The sequence below is a fragment of the Photobacterium satsumensis genome (assembly GCF_050336935.1).
In the GTDB taxonomy this organism is placed as follows: domain Bacteria; phylum Pseudomonadota; class Gammaproteobacteria; order Enterobacterales; family Vibrionaceae; genus Photobacterium; species Photobacterium satsumensis.
On sequence record NZ_JAKJSK010000011.1, the window covers coordinates 32985 to 51619 of the forward strand.

15 protein-coding genes are annotated in these 18635 nt (G+C 53.0%); 6 read left to right on the forward strand and 9 right to left on the reverse strand.

Going from position 1 to position 18635, the window contains the following annotated elements; all coding sequences use genetic code 11:
* Positions 1–8 precede the first annotated feature (8 nt).
* From L4D79_RS21415 to pilM, 4 genes are read right to left on the reverse strand one after another with little or no spacing between them, the layout of a single operon-like run.
* Positions 9–530 (reverse strand): pilus assembly protein PilP, encoded by a 522-nt coding sequence (locus L4D79_RS21415; protein ID WP_428654181.1) that lies wholly within the window; start codon positions 528–530, stop codon positions 9–11.
* The gene (locus tag L4D79_RS21420) at positions 527–1120 is read right to left on the reverse strand and encodes a type IV pilus inner membrane component PilO (protein ID WP_428654183.1); all 594 of its coding nucleotides are present in this window, start codon (positions 1118–1120) and stop codon (positions 527–529) included. The genes L4D79_RS21415 and L4D79_RS21420 overlap by 4 nt, the downstream gene beginning before the upstream one ends.
* On the reverse strand, positions 1117–1692 hold the full coding sequence (locus L4D79_RS21425; protein WP_428654185.1) for a PilN domain-containing protein: 576 nt from the start codon (positions 1690–1692) through the stop codon (positions 1117–1119). The genes L4D79_RS21420 and L4D79_RS21425 overlap by 4 nt, the downstream gene beginning before the upstream one ends.
* Positions 1689–2687 (reverse strand): type IV pilus biogenesis protein PilM, encoded by a 999-nt coding sequence (gene pilM, locus L4D79_RS21430; protein ID WP_428654188.1) that lies wholly within the window; start codon positions 2685–2687, stop codon positions 1689–1691. Before pilM ends, L4D79_RS21425 begins: the two co-directional genes overlap by 4 nt.
* A 148-nt stretch (positions 2688–2835) precedes the next feature.
* Here pilM and L4D79_RS21435 point away from each other — a divergent pair, with 148 nt between their 5' ends.
* Positions 2836–5364, forward strand: coding sequence for a penicillin-binding protein 1A (locus L4D79_RS21435; RefSeq protein WP_428654190.1), 2529 nt, complete (start codon positions 2836–2838; stop codon positions 5362–5364).
* Between the two features lie 93 nt (positions 5365–5457).
* Here the strand turns inward: L4D79_RS21435 and oxyR are convergent, their stop codons facing one another.
* Positions 5458–6357 (reverse strand): DNA-binding transcriptional regulator OxyR, encoded by a 900-nt coding sequence (oxyR, locus tag L4D79_RS21440; protein ID WP_428654192.1) that lies wholly within the window; start codon positions 6355–6357, stop codon positions 5458–5460.
* A 156-nt stretch (positions 6358–6513) separates the two neighbouring features.
* Here oxyR and L4D79_RS21445 point away from each other — a divergent pair, with 156 nt between their 5' ends.
* The 3 genes from L4D79_RS21445 (at position 6514) to L4D79_RS21455 (ending at position 9168) form a co-directional block, all read left to right on the forward strand.
* Positions 6514–7242 (forward strand): glutathione peroxidase, encoded by a 729-nt coding sequence (locus L4D79_RS21445; RefSeq protein WP_428654194.1) that lies wholly within the window; start codon positions 6514–6516, stop codon positions 7240–7242.
* 97 nt (positions 7243–7339) lie between these two features.
* Complete coding sequence (locus L4D79_RS21450; protein ID WP_428654196.1) at positions 7340–8791, forward strand: dihydrolipoyl dehydrogenase; 1452 nt, start codon at positions 7340–7342, stop codon at positions 8789–8791.
* 131 nt (positions 8792–8922) lie between these two features.
* Positions 8923–9168, forward strand: coding sequence for a DUF3624 domain-containing protein (locus tag L4D79_RS21455; RefSeq protein WP_428654198.1), 246 nt, complete (start codon positions 8923–8925; stop codon positions 9166–9168).
* A 116-nt stretch (positions 9169–9284) separates the two neighbouring features.
* On the opposite strand, the gene argH is transcribed toward L4D79_RS21455, so the two are convergent.
* From argH to argC, 4 genes are all read right to left on the reverse strand, one after another.
* Positions 9285–11162, reverse strand: a complete 1878-nt coding sequence (argH, locus tag L4D79_RS21460; protein ID WP_428654201.1) for an argininosuccinate lyase — start codon at positions 11160–11162, stop codon at positions 9285–9287.
* Positions 11163–11220: 58 nt separating this feature from the next.
* The gene (locus tag L4D79_RS21465; RefSeq protein WP_428654204.1) at positions 11221–12429 is read right to left on the reverse strand and encodes an argininosuccinate synthase; all 1209 of its coding nucleotides are present in this window, start codon (positions 12427–12429) and stop codon (positions 11221–11223) included.
* 95 nt (positions 12430–12524) lie between these two features.
* On the reverse strand, positions 12525–13310 hold the full coding sequence (gene argB, locus L4D79_RS21470) for an acetylglutamate kinase (protein ID WP_428654206.1): 786 nt from the start codon (positions 13308–13310) through the stop codon (positions 12525–12527).
* Between the two features lie 16 nt (positions 13311–13326).
* On the reverse strand, positions 13327–14340 hold the full coding sequence (gene argC / locus L4D79_RS21475; RefSeq protein WP_428654208.1) for an N-acetyl-gamma-glutamyl-phosphate reductase: 1014 nt from the start codon (positions 14338–14340) through the stop codon (positions 13327–13329).
* A gap of 613 nt (positions 14341–14953) precedes the next feature.
* Here argC and ppc point away from each other — a divergent pair.
* On the forward strand, positions 14954–17584 hold the full coding sequence (gene ppc / locus L4D79_RS21480; protein WP_428654210.1) for a phosphoenolpyruvate carboxylase: 2631 nt from the start codon (positions 14954–14956) through the stop codon (positions 17582–17584).
* 415 nt (positions 17585–17999) lie between these two features.
* Complete coding sequence (locus L4D79_RS21485; RefSeq protein WP_428654212.1) at positions 18000–18563, forward strand: PadR family transcriptional regulator; 564 nt, start codon at positions 18000–18002, stop codon at positions 18561–18563.
* Positions 18564–18635: the final 72 nt, after the last annotated feature.

The following is an 18635-nucleotide window of genomic DNA, read 5'->3' on the forward strand; positions in this document are numbered from 1 at the left end:
TCTGGTACTTATTGCGACGCCAATGTCAGTGTGGCGGGTATTTTTAGCCAGCACCCGTCACCGTCCGGCATGATTTGTTCGATAGCCACTTTATTCGCGGTGACCTCTAGCACCCGGCCATGGTTACGGCCGATATAACTCCCCTCGCGAACCCGGACCAAGCTACCCTGAGGGGTATAAATCAACGCCCACTCCTGGTTCGCACCACCAATGGCCCCACGCATACTGAGCTGTTCCAGTGAATAGCTCTCCAAGGGTGAAGAACGCTTGCGCGCAGCTGGCTGCCAGCACACCTTCTCTTCCTTGCGTAGCTTTACGTCCGGCTCTGGTTTGGGAAGCTGAAACGGAACCCGATCGCGGCTCATGGCAAACGCTTCGGCCCGGAACACCTCGAGTTCATCCAACGGCTCAACCTGTGCCACCGCATGCCGGTGGGCCTGGTTGATAAACTGCTCGACAGAGTCATCATTGGCCTGGCATCCCATTAACCCGAGCCACAGCCCGAGCCAAACCCAGCGTTTGATATTCATCGTCCTCCCTCCATGGGCGGCGTTTTAAAACGAAACGTTGTTGCAGAGACCTTGAGCTGCAATTGTGCCTGCTCCGGATCGCGCCTTCGCAGATCGATATCCTTGAGCAGGACTATCCGGGGCAAGTGCGCGATATCAGCAGCAAAGCGACCGATATCTTCATACTGGCCAACCACATTGATGTGGATTGGCAATTCAAAATACAAAGGATGATCTCTTCTGGCCGCCCATTCGATCCGCTCAAACACCAAGCCATTGCGCACCCCGCTATCATTCACACTGGCCAACAAGCTAGATAGCTCCTCCTCTTCGGGAAGTTGTTCGACCACCTGCAGGTAACGGTTTTGCAAAATGTCAACCTGTTCCCTCACCTTGGGCAGCGCCGCCACCTGGCTTGCCCTACGGGAAAGGTGCATTCTCAGCTCCTGCTCTTGTGATTTGAGCCCCTCGAGTGCTTCCAGTTTTGGGGATACCCAATACCAAGCCCCCGCCAATGACAGCAACCCCGCCAGCACAATAACCACGACCGTTTGGGCAGCCACCGGCCAGTCCGCCATTTCATCGAGTTCCAACTCTCGCCAGTCAATCATTGGGGCCCCTTATCAGTACTGTGGGCCTGCTGAACCGGGTTGATCACAAATGAAGCCCTGAAATGAATCAGAGCTTGCTCCTCCTCGGCACGCACTATCGAGTGCATGGTAATCCCCTCTATCCATGCGGATTGCTCGGCATTGGCCAGCAAAGTGGCCAAATGCCCGTTTGATTCTCCTTTGCCACTGAGCTTGACATGGTTTCCGGTCAACGAAATGTCGTCAAGATAGACCCCTTGAGGAACCAGACCGGGCAACAAGCTCAGCAACTGGGTAATATGGTTGCGTCCTTCTTGAATATTGGTGATGACAGATAAACGCTTGAGCAAGGCTTCTCGCTGGGTATCCATTTCCGGCAGCAGGGCCAACTTTTCCTCAAGCAACGTCACTTCTTGCCTTATCTGGGCATTGCGTCCCGATTGAATATCCTGCTGCCAATCCAGCAACCAGCCAGCGAGGCCGACCAGTACGACAACGGTTGTGGCAGTGCCGGCTAGCATCAAGCCAAAGCGTTGCCTGTAGCGCTTTCGTCCCTCTTCCCGCCACGGCAGTAAATTGACCTTGGCTATCATGCGCTCCCCCCTCGAATCGCCAAACCAGCCGCAACCGCATACTGGCCGTTTGCCCCCTCATCCAAAGCAAGATCAAGCTTGGCCGAACGCTGGAAGCCGGACAGTGGGTGGATCTTACGTACCGATATTGACAGCATCCTCGCCAACATTTCTTCAAGGATCAGATGTTGCCCGCCGCCAGACAACCAGATCCCCTGCAAGGCAGAGCGTGGGTAGGTCGTACTGTAAAGCTGTAGCTGCCGCTTTAGGTTGTCTGCCAGTAGCTTGGTGAACTGTTCAGCCCGAGCAGTAGTATCCCCACTACCGGAAAAGGTACTGTCGACCTGCTCCATCGCTTCGCAACCAAATGATACTTCACGCCGATATACTGTACCGGCAGGTCCCCTGATCCCGATGGCCGTTGTCGTGTGGCCAATATCCACCACTCCCCAATCCCCTTCGGTGCCTTGTTGCTCGGCGAGATATTGCTCAAGCCATACCAGTGCATGGGTCTGCAGCTCCATCACTGTCGGTTCCAGCCGGGCTTCGCGCATCACCGCCACCCGGCTATCGACCGCTTCTTTCCGAGTGGCGTAAACCTGTACCGGGTGAGTTTGTGATTGTTCGCCGAACGTATCCCCCATCATCGGGAAAAAGTCCAGTCGTAGCTCTTCAACGGGAAAGGGAGATGAGGCACTGATAGCCTGCTCGACGGCAAATACCGATTCGTCTTCAGTTAGATGGCTATCAAGTTGGACAACCTTGCTGATCACCGCACTGTCAGGCAGGGCCAGTGCTGCCTGCCTTGCACCAAAAGGCAGGGCCTTTTTTAATTTACGCATCGCTGACAACAAAGCGGGGGCATTTACGCTATGCTGCTTGTTCAACACTGGAGCTGGCAATACAACTTCGGCAAAAGCGACAAGCTCAAGCTCTGACTTCTTCTGTCGTAAGACCACGGCTTTAATGCTGTGATGACCAATATCGACCCCAATTGTTAGTGGGTTACGAAACATACCGTGCTATGCTCCCTTTAGACAGAAAAGCAAATTACTTATTTAAAACAAACACCAGCTTTTTAGCGTTAATTTTCCTTAAGTTACCTTTATACTACTCGCGGAAACCGAAGAAACGCATGAATACTGGTGTAACGGGAAATCTCAAGTGAAGTTCATAAAGCGATTACTAACTTTTGCATTGATTTGCATTATTCTTGGAGTCACTACAATTTTTGGCTTTTACCTCTACGTCAAGCCAGAACTGCCAGATGTCGCCACCCTGAAAAATGTTGAATTACAGACACCTATGCAGGTGTTCAGTGCAGACGGAAAGTTGATTTCCCAATTCGGCGAGCAGCGCAGGATCCCGCTCACTCTTGATGAGATCCCACCGCAAATGATCAATGCGATCCTCGCGACAGAAGACAGCCGCTACTACGATCACCCGGGTATTGACCCGATTGGTATTGCCCGTGCCGCATTTGTTGTCGCAACATCCGGTTCGGCCAAGCAAGGCGCGAGTACCATCACCCAACAGCTTGCGCGTAACTTTTTCCTCTCCAACGAGAAAAAGATCATGCGTAAGGTCAAAGAGATCTTCATCGCTATCCACATCGAGCAGTTGCTCAGCAAAGATGAAATCCTTGAGCTTTACCTGAACAAAATCTATCTTGGCTACCGCTCCTACGGGGTGGGTGCCGCAGCGCAAGTGTATTACGGTAAAGAAGTCAGTCAGCTAACCCTTAGTGAAATCGCGGTAATAGCCGGCTTGCCGAAAGCCCCATCGACCATGAACCCAATCTACTCAGTCAGTCGAGCAACGTCTCGCCGTAATGTCGTGCTGGGCCGGATGCTCGCTGAAAACCATATTACTCAAGCAGAGTTTGACCAAGCTCGTGCCGAACCCGTGGTAGCCCGTTACCACTCTGCAGAGATCGAGCTAAGTGCCCCTTACTTTGCCGAGCAGGCTCGCGCTTGGATGATTAGCCGTTACGGCGAAGATGCCTACACGTCGGGCATGCGCGTCTTTACTACTGTCGATCCCAAGCTGCAGAATGCTGCCCAACAGGCGGCGATTGATAACCTGCTTGGCTACGATCAGCGCCATGGTTTCCGCGGTGCCATTGCCACCTTGTGGAAACCGGAGCAAGCCGCTTGGTCGGGTGAGCAAATCAATGAGCACCTTGCCAAGCAGCCGACTTACGGCCAGCTTCTACCTGCAGTCGTTACCCAGGTAGAAGGCAAAACGGCAACAGTCCAAGCCAAAGGCGGCAGCCAACACACCTTGGAGTGGGATGGCATGAAATGGGCCCGTAGGTTCATTACCGACAACCGTCAAGGACCCGCCCCCAAAACCGCCAGCGATATCTTGGCGACCGGCCAGCAGATCTGGGTTCAGCAACGTGGTGACAACTGGGTACTGAGCCAGGTGCCCGATGCCAACACCGCTTTCGTGGCTGTCTCGCCGCAAGATGGAGCTGTAAAAGCCATGGTCGGTGGTTTCAACTTCGTCCACAGCAAGTTCAACCGTGCCACCCAGTCAGTCCGTCAGGTTGGCTCGGCAATCAAGCCGTTTATCTACTCGGCGGCTTTGGATAACGGTATGACCCTGGCCAGCCTGGTCAACGACGCGCCAATCAACCGCTGGGATCAGAGCATGGGCACCGCATGGCGTCCGAAGAATTCGCCACCAACCTATAATGGCCCAACCCGCCTGCGGATCGGTTTGGCTCAGTCAAAGAACGTCATGGCAGTGCGCGTACTGCAGAATGTCGGCCTCGATGAAACTATCGACTTCCTGACCCGTTTCGGCTTCAAGAAGAAAGATCTACCGCGTGCAGAACCATTGGCACTGGGTGCCGGTAGCCTGACCCCACTGGAAGTGGCACAAGGTTTTGCCGTGTTTACCAATGGTGGCTACTACGTCGATCCCTACTTTATTGAGCGTGTAGAAGACCCATATGGCAACGTGGTTTTCCAAGCTAGCCCAAGCGTCGTCTGCAGCACCGAGTGCCAGCAGGAGCAAGGGCTGGCTGGACAATCAAACACAACCAGCCCGATCCTCAATGATATCGCGATCAGCGAAGAGGCACTGGGTGATGATCAGCAAACCCAAGGCCCTCACTATGCCCAGCAGGTGATCTCCGAGCAGAATGCCTTCCTGGTGCGTGAAATGCTCGAAAGCAACGTCTGGGGTGGCGGTGACTGGCGCCATGGTACGGGTTGGAACGGCACCGGCTGGCGTGGCCAGGTGCTCAAGCGCCGTGATATCGGTGGCAAAACCGGTACCACCAATGACTCGAAAGATGCTTGGTACTCAGGCTTCGGTCCAGGCATCGTCGCAACCGCATGGGTTGGCTTCGATGACCACAGCCGTAACCTCGGCCGTACATCATGGAACAACAACCAGGACAAGAACCAGATCTCCGGTGCTGAAGCCGGTGCCAAAACAGCCCAACCAGCCTGGATTGAGTTTATGAAGAATGCCTTGGAGGGTGTTCCGGTCCAGCGTAAGCAATTACCGGAAGATATCATTCAAGTTCGTATCGACCGCGATAGCGGTAAGCTCAGCAACCAGAATGATTACACATCGATGTTCGAGTACTTTGAGGAAGGCACCGAGCCGACTGAATCGGTCAGCGAATCGGCTTCTGAAGGGATTTTCGAATCAGATAGTTCTGACGAGCTGTTCTAGTTCTCTGGAAGTTTAAGCCTAAGACAGAAACCAAGAGCTTAAACTTTAGATCTAAAAAAGAGCGCCTCGGCGCTCTTTTTTTATGAATCAATATTAAGTGGGCAACTGCGCTTCAAGGTGGCCCTGGATCAATTCGGCCAGTTTCTCGTAACGCCCTTTGAGCGGTGAGCCGGGACGATACGCCAGGGTGATCAGCCTGCTCGGTACTGGGTCTTCTGCCGAGATATAACATACCCCGTCCCGGCGCTGCTCCTTCGGCGTCGCCAGTTTTGGCATCAGAGTAATTCCGCTACCGGCGGCCACCATATTACGTAAGGTTTCCAAACTAGTGGCCTTGAAACTGCCGTCTTCCTGTGCGCCAGCCGCAAAACAGAACCCCATAGCCTGATCGCGCAAGCAATGGCCGTCGCCCAGCATCAATAGCGTATGGCCATGCAACTCTTCCATTGGCAGAGATTGGCGATCTGACCAAGGGTGATCTTCTGGCACCGCCAATACCATCGGCTCATGGTATAGCGGCAATTCGATAAACGCTTCGCTTTCTTTCACCGCGGCCAAAATAATGCAGTCGAGCTTACCGTCTTCTAATTGCTGTACCAGCTGGTGGGTTTGCGCTTCATGGAGGAATAGTTCCAGCTCAGGAAAGTTCGCCTTCATCTTGGGAATAATATGCGGCAACAGGTACGGTCCAACGGTCGGAATAAAGCCAATATGCAAAGGACCGGACATACTCCCCCCTTGCTCGCTGGCCAGCTCAGTCAGTACCTTGACCTCGAGCAGCACTTTCTGTGCCTGGGCTACCAGCGCCAAACCGGCATCGGTGAACAACACTTTACGGCTGGTTCGCTCCAGCAACGCAACACCCAGCTCTTCTTCCAGCTTACGGATCTGGCCGCTCAGGGTCGGCTGGCTGACAAAACAGGCTTCTGCCGCCTTGCGGAAATGCTTGTGCTCAGACAACGCCACCAAATATTCAAGATCCCGAATATTCATCACTCACCACATTGATAGAAAATAACTATCAAAACCATAACACCAAACGATTAGATCTATCAATATCAAAATTGCATAATCATCACATCAACAGGGAGCAAGACAGATTAGGCTCCAGTTGCACTAAACAACTAACTTAATCCAAAGGAAAAAATTATGTTTGAATCAAAAGAAGGCCAAGCAGTCCCTCAGGTTACTTTCCATACCCGCCAAGGCGATCAGTGGGTTGACGTAACAACTCAAGAGCTATTTGCTGATAAGACAGTCATCGTATTCAGCCTACCAGGCGCATTCACACCGACATGTTCTTCTAGCCACCTGCCTCGCTACAACGAGCTAGCTTCAGTATTCGCTGAGCACGGTGTTGATGACATCCTGTGTGTTTCTGTAAATGACACTTTCGTCATGAATGCATGGAAAGCCGATCAGGAAGCGGACAACATTACCTTCATCCCAGATGGCAACGGTGAATTCTCAAAAGGTATGGGCATGCTCGTCGGTAAGGATGACCTAGGCTTCGGTGCTCGCTCATGGCGCTACAGCATGCTGGTGAAAAACGGTGTGGTCGAAAAAATGTTCATCGAAAACGACGAGCCGGGCGACCCGTTCAAGGTTTCTGACGCTGATACGATGATGGGCTACATCGCACCTGAGCACAAACTGCAAGAGTCAATCACGGTATTTAGCAAGCCTGGTTGTCCGTTCTGTGTCAAAGCGAAGCAGAGCCTTATCGATAAAGGCCTGAACTACGAAGAAATTATTCTTGGCAAAGATGCAACCACCATCAGCCTGCGTGCTATCTCTGGCCGCAGCACGGTACCTCAAGTCTTCATCGGTGGTAAGCACATCGGTGGCAGCGAAGAACTGGAAAGCTACCTAGGCTAATACCCTACCGATAACGATAAGGGCCCGCTCGACGGGCCCAAACCAGCAAAAATATGCTGCAATATTTGACCGGCAAGTGCTGGACTGGAGAGAACCTATGAAAACCCTGAATGTTGATGTTGCTGTAATCGGCGGTGGTACCGCTGGCCTTGGCTCGTACCGTGCAGCCAAAGCCCATACCGACAGCGTAGTAATGATCGAAGGCGGCCCATACGGCACCACCTGTGCCCGCGTAGGCTGTATGCCATCAAAATTGCTGATTGCAGCAGCAGAAAGCGTTCACCAGATTGAAAAAGCCCCGGCCTTCGGCGTTCACCCACAAGGTGACATCGTGATCAACGGCCGTGAAGTCATGGACCGTGTGAAGCGCGAACGTGACCGTTTCGTCGGCTTTGTCCTGGAAGGGGTTGAAGAAATTCCAGCCGAGGACAAAATTGCCGGCTACGCCAAATTCATCGATAACAACACACTGGTTGTTGACGGCCATACCACCATCCATGCCAAGCGTATTGTGATCGCGACCGGCTCCCGCCCTGCTTACCCTGCCGTGTGGAATGAGCTGGGCGATCGCCTGATCATCAATGATGATGTCTTCGACTGGGATGATTTACCAAAAGCGGTTGCGGTATTCGGCCCGGGCGTTATCGGCCTTGAACTTGGCCAGTCTCTCAAGCGCCTTGGGGTAGAAGTCGTGATGTTCGGCCTTGGTGGCCAAGTCGGCCCTCTGACCGATCCGGCAGTAATGGCCTATGCAGACAAAGCCTTCAACGACGAGTTCTACCTCGATGCTGACGTACGTATTGAAAGCATGAAACGTATCGGTGACGACGTTGAGATCCAGTACCTCGACAAGGCTGGTGCCCTGCAGGTGATCAATGTCGACTATGTACTGGCCGCCACCGGTCGCCGCCCGAATGTCGACAAGCTAGATATCGAAAATACCACGATGACACTTGATGCCCGCGGTGTACCGACAGCGGATTACTACACCATGCAAACGTCTGTCGAGTCAATTTTCGTAGCAGGTGATGCCAGCAACCAGCTCCCTTTACTGCACGAAGCGGCTGATCAGGGCCGTATTGCCGGTGACAATGCCGGACGCTTCCCAGATATCCGTGCCGGCCATCGCCGCTCGAAGATTTCAGCCGTGTTCTCTGATCCGCAAATTGCCATGGTCGGTGAAACCTACAAAGAAATCACGACCCGGCAGGGCCAGTGTGGCTGCTTCGAGACCGGTGAAGTCTCGTTCGAAAACCAAGGCCGCTCCCGTGTCATGCTGCGCAACAAAGGCATGCTGCACGTTTACGGTGAACAAGGTACTGGCCGCTTCCTCGGCGCAGAAATGATGGGCCCGAATGCCGAACACCTCGCTCACCTGTTAGCTTGGGCACACCAGAATAAAATGACCATTGCCGACATGCTGGATATGCCGTTCTACCATCCAGTTATAGAAGAGGGTGTCCGTACTGCCCTGCGTGACCTAAACGCCAAATTGCACCTAGGCCCGGAAATGGTCAAGCACTGCCTCGACTGTGGCCCAGGCTGCTAATAACAACAATTAACGTGAAAACTCTCCCTTGCACTACCGAACAGCCCTCCTCGTGAGGGCTTTTTTTGCTTTACCCTTTATGACCAGAGTAAACTGCCGATAACTTCAAGGGACTAACGGATGAGATCAAGATGGGATGCCAAGCCTGTACCCGTTCTGTTTTCTGGCAAAAGCTCGGGCGCTGCCAGCGCTGTATCCGCCAGCTGTCAGTATTGAGCCCACTGTGCTGGGTAGGATGGTTCATTTTTTACCGCCACCAGCCGACGACTATCGACGCTATCACCCTCTTTGTCGCCGCCAGTAGCACGACCTTACTGCTGGTTGCCCATGGTATCCGGGCCTGGCAGCTTAGATCCCGAACAGCGATTTCCAAATAGCCGTTTCTTAAACAACGACTTTCCCAACCGCCCTACAAAAAACATAAAAAAGCCCGACATAAAGCCGGGCAAATAGACTAAGAGAATTCATTATTTGGGGTCAGCCCCGAACAGACTTATGCCACATTTACTGTAGGGATGGCCTGCTCTTGATCCATCCGCACTTCCAGCGCCACCTCATCACAGGCATGCTGGCGTGGGCAGCGGTCGCAATCTTTCATCACCTTCTCCGGCAGCAAGGATTTCGACGTCGGTACAAAGCCCTGCTTCATGAAGAACTCAGGCACACGGGTCAGGACAAACACCTTCTTAATGGCCATCTGACCCGCTTTTTCAATCAAGTGATCAACGATAGCCTTACCCTGCCCTTGATGCTGCCAGCCAGCCTCCACGCCAAGGGAGCGAATTTCTGCCAAGCCAGAGTCATACACATACAAGGACGCACAACCGGTAACCGTACCGTGATGCTCAGCCACTGCAAACGAGCCGATATCCCGCACCAGTTCGTTGCGCATCCGTGGTAAGTTCTCGCCAAGGCCAGCCCAGTACACCACCATGCCCTCGATAGCATCGAGATCGGTCAGGCGGGCTCCACGCACTTTCACGCCCGGTGAGTAACGCTTCTCGAGGCGCTTCTCGACTTGGCCAATGGCAAAATCGACCTGATTTGGTGCCACACCACCCAAGGCACAGCGTTTTTCAAGACAGGACTCGATGGTGAGGATCGGGTAGACATCTTCATCGATCACCTCGGAGAAGGCTTTCATCTCGTCCAGTGACAACTCTTCAAGGGCACAGCCCTTCGCAATGGCCGCGACAACCGCGACACCGACAATATGGTGGGCTTCACGGAACGGGATCCCCTTCGCCACCAGATAATCGGCCAGTTCAGTCGCATTGGAATAGCCCTGCATGGCCGCTTCCAGCGTTCTGTCCTTGTTGACCTTGATGCCTTCAAAGCACAGTGCAGCCATCTCCATACATTCATACCAGCTGTCCAACGCATCGAACAGGCCTTCCTTGTCTTCCTGCATGTCCTTGTTATAGGCCAGCGGCAATGCCTTGACCGTCATCATCATGCCGGTCATCGCCCCGTAGACCCGGCCACACTTACCACGGATCAGCTCCAGTGCATCCGGGTTTTTCTTCTGCGGCATCAGGGACGAGCCCGAAGTCACGGTGTCGGCCAGTTCAATAAAGTTGGACTCGCCAGAGTTGTAGAAGATCAAATCTTCCGCCATCCGGGAGAGATGCAGCATGGAAATCGAAGCGGTCGATAGCAACTCCATCACATGGTCACGGTCTGATACCGAATCGAGACTGTTACGCGTCGCGCGCTGGAAGCCCAGGCTATGGGCCAGCACTTCACGGTCAATTGGATAGGCAGTACCGGCCAAAGCACCAGAACCCAGCGGGCAGGTGTCCAACCGCTCTAGCGCATCGGACAGGCGCGAGTGATCACGCTCGAACATCTCGACATAGGCCAAACACCAATGGGCGAAAGTTACCGGCTGCGCACGCTGCAGGTGGGTATAGCCCGGCAATACCGTCGCCTGATGCTCTCGGGCCACGGTCACCAGCTGGTTCTGCAGCTGATCCAACATCAACAACAACTGCTGACCTTGCTGGCGACACCACAACTTGAGATCCGTCGCCACCTGATCGTTACGCGAGCGACCCGTATGGAGCTTCTTGCCCAGATCACCGACTTTGCCAATCAGCTGCTGCTCAACCCAGCTATGGATATCCTCGGCATCAGAACGCAAAATCTGCTCCGGATCTTCCATCACTGCCAGCTTAAGCTCATTGAGCGCCAGCTCCAGCCGTTGCTGCTCTTCGTCCGACAGCACGTTGACCTGACGCAGCGCCTTCGACCAGGCGATCGAGCCGACAATGTCCTGCTCCGCCAAACGGTAATCAAAACGCAATGAGTCGTTGAACTGCTTAAACCGTGTGTCAGCCGCCTGACTGAACCGTCCGCCCCATAGTGCCATGGCCTATCTCCTATGTATCTTGCTCGACTTGCTGTGATTTATGATGTCGTGTTCTGGATTATTTTTTTTGTTCGTTCAGCGCACGGATACGGCTTGCCAGCGAGTACAGGCGGATAAAGCCACCCGCATGACTGTGATCGTATACCTCGTCCTCGCCAAAGGTTGCAAACTCTTCGGAGTACAGGCTATTGACCGAACGCTTCTGGACTACCGTAGCTTGACCTTTATAAAGTTTCACGACAACCTCACCGCTCACATCTTGTGACAGCTCTTGTGCAGCAGCCAGCAAGGACTTGCACAGCGGGGTAAACCAACGGCCATCATAGATCAGGTGCGACGCTTTCAGGCCGACACTCTCACGGAACTCAAATGCGTCTTTGTCCAGTACCAGCTGTTCTACGGCACGCAGGGCTTCATTCATGATGGTCCCCCCCGGCGTTTCGTAACAACCACGGGACTTGATCCCTACCAGGCGGTTCTCGACAATATCGATACGGCCAACACCGTGCTCGGCACCTTTCTCGTTGAGGTAAACCAACGCATTGTATGGCGACATAGCTTCACCATCGACAGCGACGATTTCACCTTTCTCAACCAGAATAGAAACCTGTTCAGGTTTTTCCGGTGCATCTTCAGGATCTTTGGTCCATACCCAGCAAAGCTCGTTAGGTTGGTTCCACGTCTCTTCCAACACGCCACCTTCGGTGGAAATATGCCAAGCATTGGCATCACGCGAGTAGATTTTTTCCAACGAAGCCGTACACGGAATATCACGCTCAGCCAAGTAGTCCAGCAGCGCCTCACGGCTACGAAGATCCCACTCACGCCACGGCGCAATCACTTCCAGCTGTGGTGCCAGTGCCGCATAGGCACTTTCGAAACGCACCTGGTCATTTCCTTTACCAGTACAACCGTGACATAGCGCATCGGCCCCGACTTCCAACGCACATTCAACCTGCGCCTTGGCAATAATAGGACGGGCCATTGACGTGCCCAACAGGTACTTGCCTTCGTAAATCGCCCCAGTCTTCAAGCTTGGGTAGATATAGTCCTTGACCATTTCTTCTTTCAGATCGGCGATGTAACAAGCGGATGCCCCTGAGGCCAACGCCTTTTCTTCGATGCCTTCCAACTCTTCTTCGCCCTGGCCAACATCGGCCACAAACGCCACCACGTCACAGTCATAGTTTTCCTTTAGCCAAGGAATAATCGCCGAGGTGTCCAGACCGCCGGAATAAGCCAATACCACTTTATTTACTTTGCTCATAACTCTCTCCTGATTGCCTGTTCGACGGTCTTCCCGTTCAGGCGATTTATCAATCCATGTGTACTACATTTGTAGGTATTCAATAACCGCAGGCATTACGCCTGAGGTGAAAATTTGGTACCGATACTCTGGCCATCAAACAACGCAGCCAACTTATCTGGGTAGCGCCAGGTCGCAACTTCGATTGAACGCCCTAGCGCATTCGCCGCTTCAAATGCGGCGCGGACTTTCACTACCATGCCATCGGTGATCACCGCCTGGGCGATCAACGCCTCGGCTTCAGACTCGGTCAGCTTGCTGATAAGGTGTCCCTTACCATCTAAAACCCCGCTGACATCCGACAGCAACACCAACTCCCCGTCGAGTGCAGCGGCCACCGCAACGGCCGCCTGATCAGCATTCACATTCATAAGCTGACCCTGACTATCAAGGCCAATTGAGCTGACAATAGGTAAGAAACCCGCCTGCATAATTTGGCTAACCAAACTGCTGTCGCCCGGTTGGGCTTTGCCCACTGCGCCTAATTCAGGATCCAGCTCGGTCACTTCACACAATCCGCCATCGGCAAGGCTGAGGCCTACGGCTGCAACACCCGCTTTTTGTGCCTGCCCCTGTAGCAGCTTATTGGCTGTACCCGCTAGCGCACCGGCGATATAAGGGATTTGCTCAGCCGGGGTCACCCGCAGCCCTTCTTTCTTCACCGTTTCCAACTGCAGCTTGGCCATCAGGTCATCGACCAGGTAACCACCACCATGGACAAGCACCAGAGGGCGCTGTGCCTGCTGCTGGTAAGCATTGATAGCACCAAACAATTTTTCTAGGGTGTCACCGCAAGACAGTACTGCACCGCCGAGCTTTATTACCAAAGGAACCTGATTCATCGCGACTCTCCTACCTTTATACCAACGCTGTAAGCTGAGGGAAACCATTTCGAATATTTATGCACTGCATCGCTTGCGATGATGCCCCTTTGAGTAGGTTATCAATCGCAGACGTTAAGATTATGTGTCCATCCTGTATCTGCCAACCGATATCACAGAAGCAAGTGTTGACCACGCTCTGTAATTTCGCGGCCTGATGGCCCAGCAGACGAACGGCATGCTTATCACCTTCCGCACCATAGGCCGCAACCATTGCCGCCTCGACCTGCTTAGCCGTGACGCCATCGGCCAGTTTTGCCGTGATGGTTGCCAGAATGCCCCGTTTGAAATTGCCAAGATGCGGGGTAAAGATCACCTCCTGGCCGAGGTGGGCTGTGATTTCAGGCTGGTGACGGTGGGTAAAAATGCCATAAGCCTGCAGGCTAACTTCGCAAAAGCTGTTAGTCATCGAAGCCTTACGGCCGGCACCGGATACGCCGCTTACCGCATTGATCACCGGCCACTGCTGCGTATTCAATAGCTGCTTTTCCAACAGGGGTTTCAACGCCAATTGCGAGGCGGTAGGGTAACAACCCGGTACAGCAATAAGCTGGGCGGTCGCGATAGCATCGTAGTTCCACTCGGCAAGTCCGTACACCGCTTGCTCCAGCCAAGCCGGGAACTGATGTTCGAAGCCATAATACTGGGTATAGAAGAGGTCGCCCTGAACCCGGAAGGCTCCCGATAAATCAAACACCTGACAACCTGCCTCCAAGAACGTCGGCGCCAAGTTATGGCTCACTTCATGGGCCGTTGCCAGCAGCACAATATCTCCAGTCTTTGCGACCTTAGCCGGTGCGACCAATGGTTGCAGCGGCATATCGACAATCCCCTTTAGCTGACCGTGAAGATCACTGATCGGCTTGTTGGCGTCGGTACTGTTGGCTGAAACATATAATCCCGCCAAGTTGAGATTGGGATGCAGGTGTACCATTTTGGCCAGCTCTGCGCCGGTGTAGCCGCTGGCACCGATAATATGGGTGTTCAACATAATAAGTCCGTTTGTTTGATTTATGGGTGTTGGAGGTATAGCTGACAGCAGGGCTGTCTCGGGATGGGGTGCGCAGAGGCACCAAGCGAAACTCAGCGTCGTCGGAGGGTGTTTTGTGATTGGCTAGTCGCTTGGTTCATGGGGTTCGTACCTATTTCAGTTTCGTTACAATTCTTGATACCGCTCGGTTAACATAATGCCGTTGTTAACCATCACTCAACATGAATATTTTTATTCATATCTTTTGAATTAATATGTTTTTACCGAGATTTATGACCGGTGTCAACTCTTCGTGGAGAAAAAATAATAATTCCCCCTTTATCGACACCTCTTCACCAACGCCCTCTCTATATAGCGCAGCACAAAGCACTGAATCGACCGTAAAGTGCCTCCTTTCGCGACATATTGCGCAACAAGCACGCAGGTTTTGTGCTTTATCACGCCATTTTAGTGACACTTTGTTACACCCTCCGTTTCATAACATGATAAAAATCAATGCACTGTCGTTTTCTTACTAGTTATGACGATCAATGTTGACCTCAAAGCCTGAACACGGCTAGATTGTTGTCTATTGAGTTAATTGGATGTAATAAATTTACGAGATGGATGCGATATGAACGAAAAGTACAGCGCGCTTAGAAGCAACGTCAGTATGCTCGGCCACATGCTGGGTACGACAATCAAGGATGCGCATGGTGAAGCGCTACTAAGTAAAGTAGAAACCATCCGCAAACTGTCCAAATCTGCCCGCGCAGGTAGCCAGGACGATCGTGCCAAGCTGATCGACGAACTGCAGAACCTGCCAGACGACCAGCTACTGCCTGTTGCCCGGGCCTTCAGCCAGTTCCTGAACCTGACCAATATTGCCGAGCAGTACCACACGGTGTCTCGCCATAGCGAAGAACATATCTGCAGCCCAGACTCTATCGATGCCCTGTTTGCCAAACTGGATGAGCAAGACATCAGCCAATTCGATTCTATTCAGGCGGTTCGCGACCTTAATATTGATCTGGTACTGACAGCCCACCCGACGGAAATTGCCCGTCGTACCATGATCCACAAGCTGGTGCAGATCAATAAATGCCTCTCCAAGCTGGAGCTGAGCGAACTGTCGGCCAGCGAGCGCCAGCGTGTTGAACGCCGCCTTGAGCAGCTCATTGCCCAGGCATGGCACTCTGATGTGATCCGCAAACAACGCCCGACTCCGCTCGATGAAGCCAAATGGGGCTTTGCGGTGGTTGAAAACTCACTGTGGCACGCCGTACCGGAGTTCCTGCGCCAGTTTGATGAGAAGCTAACGACTCACCTCGGTGAAGGGCTCCCTATTGATGCCGCGCCAGTGACCTTCTCGTCATGGATGGGGGGCGACCGCGACGGTAACCCATTTGTGACCTCTGAAGTGACCCGTGAGGTATTGTTGCTTTCACGCTGGAAAGCGGCCGATCTCTACCTTCAGGATGTCAAAGAGCTGGTCAGCGAGCTGTCGATGGTCAAATGCAACGACGAAGTACGCGAGCTGGCTGGTGACGAACATGAACCGTACCGTGCCATCCTCAAGGTTCTTCGTGCCAAGCTAACCAACACCCGGGACGTACTGGATGCCAAAATCAAAGGCCTCGACGCGCCAAGCTTCGGGATCATTGATGATATCGAGCAGCTGTGGAACCCGCTATACGCGTGTTACCGCTCACTCCACGAGTGCGACATGGGGATCATTGCCGACGGCCTGTTGCTTGATGTGCTGCGCCGTATCAAATGTTTCGGTGTGCACCTGGTTCGCCTTGATATCCGCCAGGAAAGCACCCGCCACTCCAACGTCATTTCGGAGCTAACCCGCTACCTCGGTCTGGGTGACTACGATCAGTGGAGTGAGCAGGATAAAGTGGCCTTCCTGGTCCGTGAACTGTCGTCCAAGCGCCCGCTGCTACCGCGCGACTGGGAGCCCTCAGCCGAAGTCAAAGAAGTCATCGACACCTGCAAGGCGATTGCCGACCAACCTCGTGAAGCATTGGGTGCTTACGTAATTTCCATGGCCCGTACCGCCTCCGATGTACTGGCGGTTCACCTGCTGCTCCAAGAGGCCGGTTGCAAATTCCGTATGGATGTCTGCCCGCTGTTCGAGACCCTGGAAGATCTCAATAACGCCGAGAGCGTGATCAAACAGTTGATGAATATCGACTGGTACCGTGGCTATATCCAGAACCACCAGATGGTGATGATTGGCTATTCCGACTCGGCCAAAGATGCCGGCGTCATGGCGGCTGGCTGGGCCCAGTACCATGCGATGGAGTCACTGGTTAATGTGTGTGAAGAAGCCGCTGTTGAGCTGACCCTATTCCACGGTCGTGGTGGCTCTATCGGTCGTGGCGGCGCCCCTGCTCACGCAGCGCTATTGTCACAGCCACCGCGCAGCCTGAAAGGTGGCCTACGGGTTACCGAACAAGGCGAGATGATCCGCTTCAAACTGGGTCTGCCTGAAGTCGCGGTCAACAGTCTGAGCCTGTATGCCAGCGCGATCCTCGAAGCGAACCTGATGCCACCGCCGCAGCCGAAACAAGAATGGCGCGAACTCATGGACGTGTTATCTGAAGTCTCCTGCGACGCCTACCGCGATGTGGTGCGTGGCAATGAGAAGTTTGTGCCGTACTTCCGTGCCGCAACCCCTGAGCTGGAGCTGGGCAAACTGCCTCTGGGCTCACGTCCCGCCAAGCGTAACCCGAAAGGCGGCGTAGAGAGTCTACGCGCTATTCCGTGGATTTTCGCCTGGAGTCAGAACCGCTTGATCCTGCCTGCTTGGTTGGGTGCCGGTGAAGCGATCCAGTTCTCGATTGACAAGGGCCATGCCCCGCAGTTGGAAGAAATGTGCCGTGAGTGGCCATTCTTCTCAACTCGCCTAGGGATGTTGGAAATGGTCTTTACCAAGACCAATATCGGGATAGCCGAATACTACGACCAACGCCTGACCGATGAATCGCTATGGCCTACGGGCCAGAAGCTTCGCGACCAGCTGCAGCAAGATATCAAGGCTGTATTGACCGTGGAAAACAGCGCCCACCTGATGGAGCAAAACCCATGGGGTGCCGAGTCTATCCGCCTGCGTAATATCTACGTCGAGCCATTGAATATGCTTCAGGCTGAGCTGCTCTACCGTAACCGCCGCCAGGAAACACCGTCTCCGATGCTGGAAGAAGCCTTGATGGTGACTATTGCCGGTATTGCAACGGGTATGCGTAACACGGGTTAATTAGTCCGTAAAATAACCACAAGGGCTAGCATCTATCATGCTAGCCCTTTCTCTTTTCCGCTTATTTTTCATTTGCCTCATTAATGAGACAGCCCCACCAATACGCCCTTAGCTAAACTAAACAGCACGCACTGAAACCATTTGATAAAAAACAATTTGCATCAAATGATAAATACGAATTAACACGCATTATATAGACCAGCATCACAAGACGGGCAATTGGTTGCACCAGTTTTCGTCGATATCCCACTCTGATGTCGAAAATTAGCCCATTGATGTGTATGCTACGTGATCTCGATCAGGCACTGCAACAATACGATTATAAAAACGCCAATGAGCGATGGGTACGTTGCGGCCACTTACGGCCATGCCAGTCGAGTTATTTTTTTATGTAGTATTTTAACGGATAGAAGAGATGTCACTACCACACGTTATTTTAACTGTGTTGAGTAACCGCGATGCCACCGGTTACGATATCACCAAAGAGTTTTCCCATAGCATTGGTTATTTCTGGAAAGCCAGCCACCAGCAAGTGTACCGCGAGCTGAATAAAATGGCCGGTAACAACCAGGTAACCTGTCAACTTGAACCACAAGAAGGCAAACCCGATCGTAAGGTATATTCCATTACTGATCTGGGCCGTCAGGCCCTATTTGAGTGGTTCCAAGAGCCTGCCCGTAACCCAACCATCCGCGATGAGTTTTCAGCCAAGCTGGTCGTTTGCGGTGTGCACAATTCAGAGCCAATGCAACAACAGCTCGAAGGTTTGATTGAAGAGTCGCACACGCTAATCAACCACTACAACGAAATGGAAAAAATCCATTTTGCTGACCACAAAAATCTCGATCGCCAATCCCGCCTTGACCGTCTAACCCTTCGCCGTGCGATCCACAACCGCCAGGCTTGGATTGACTGGGCCGAGGAAGTATTGATCGAGCTGAAAGACATGGACTCAGCGGGTAGCCCGGTTGCACTTTAAGCACTAACTACCAAACATAAAAAAAGCCGCTCATGCGGCTTTTCTTTTGTCTGTTATCCGGTCTAGCCAAGG

Bases quoted from the DNA above. Each gene is read 5' to 3' on its own strand.
- argC (WP_428654208.1), bottom strand. From the start codon at position 14,340: ATGTTGAACACCCATATTATCGGTGCCAGCGGCTACACCGGCGCAGAG.
- L4D79_RS21420 (WP_428654183.1), bottom strand. From the start codon at position 1,120: ATGATTGACTGGCGAGAGTTGGAACTCGATGAAATGGCGGACTGGCCG.
- L4D79_RS21485 (WP_428654212.1), top strand. From the start codon at position 18,000: ATGTCACTACCACACGTTATTTTAACTGTGTTGAGTAACCGCGATGCC.
- L4D79_RS21445 (WP_428654194.1), top strand. From the start codon at position 6,514: ATGTTTGAATCAAAAGAAGGCCAAGCAGTCCCTCAGGTTACTTTCCAT.
- ppc (WP_428654210.1), top strand. From the start codon at position 14,954: ATGAACGAAAAGTACAGCGCGCTTAGAAGCAACGTCAGTATGCTCGGC.
- oxyR (WP_428654192.1), bottom strand. From the start codon at position 6,357: ATGAATATTCGGGATCTTGAATATTTGGTGGCGTTGTCTGAGCACAAG.
- L4D79_RS21465 (WP_428654204.1), bottom strand. From the start codon at position 12,429: ATGAGCAAAGTAAATAAAGTGGTATTGGCTTATTCCGGCGGTCTGGAC.
- argB (WP_428654206.1), bottom strand. From the start codon at position 13,310: ATGAATCAGGTTCCTTTGGTAATAAAGCTCGGCGGTGCAGTACTGTCT.
- L4D79_RS21450 (WP_428654196.1), top strand. From the start codon at position 7,340: ATGAAAACCCTGAATGTTGATGTTGCTGTAATCGGCGGTGGTACCGCT.
- L4D79_RS21415 (WP_428654181.1), bottom strand. From the start codon at position 530: ATGAATATCAAACGCTGGGTTTGGCTCGGGCTGTGGCTCGGGTTAATG.
- pilM (WP_428654188.1), bottom strand. From the start codon at position 2,687: ATGTTTCGTAACCCACTAACAATTGGGGTCGATATTGGTCATCACAGC.
- L4D79_RS21425 (WP_428654185.1), bottom strand. From the start codon at position 1,692: ATGATAGCCAAGGTCAATTTACTGCCGTGGCGGGAAGAGGGACGAAAG.
- L4D79_RS21455 (WP_428654198.1), top strand. From the start codon at position 8,923: ATGGGATGCCAAGCCTGTACCCGTTCTGTTTTCTGGCAAAAGCTCGGG.
- argH (WP_428654201.1), bottom strand. From the start codon at position 11,162: ATGGCACTATGGGGCGGACGGTTCAGTCAGGCGGCTGACACACGGTTT.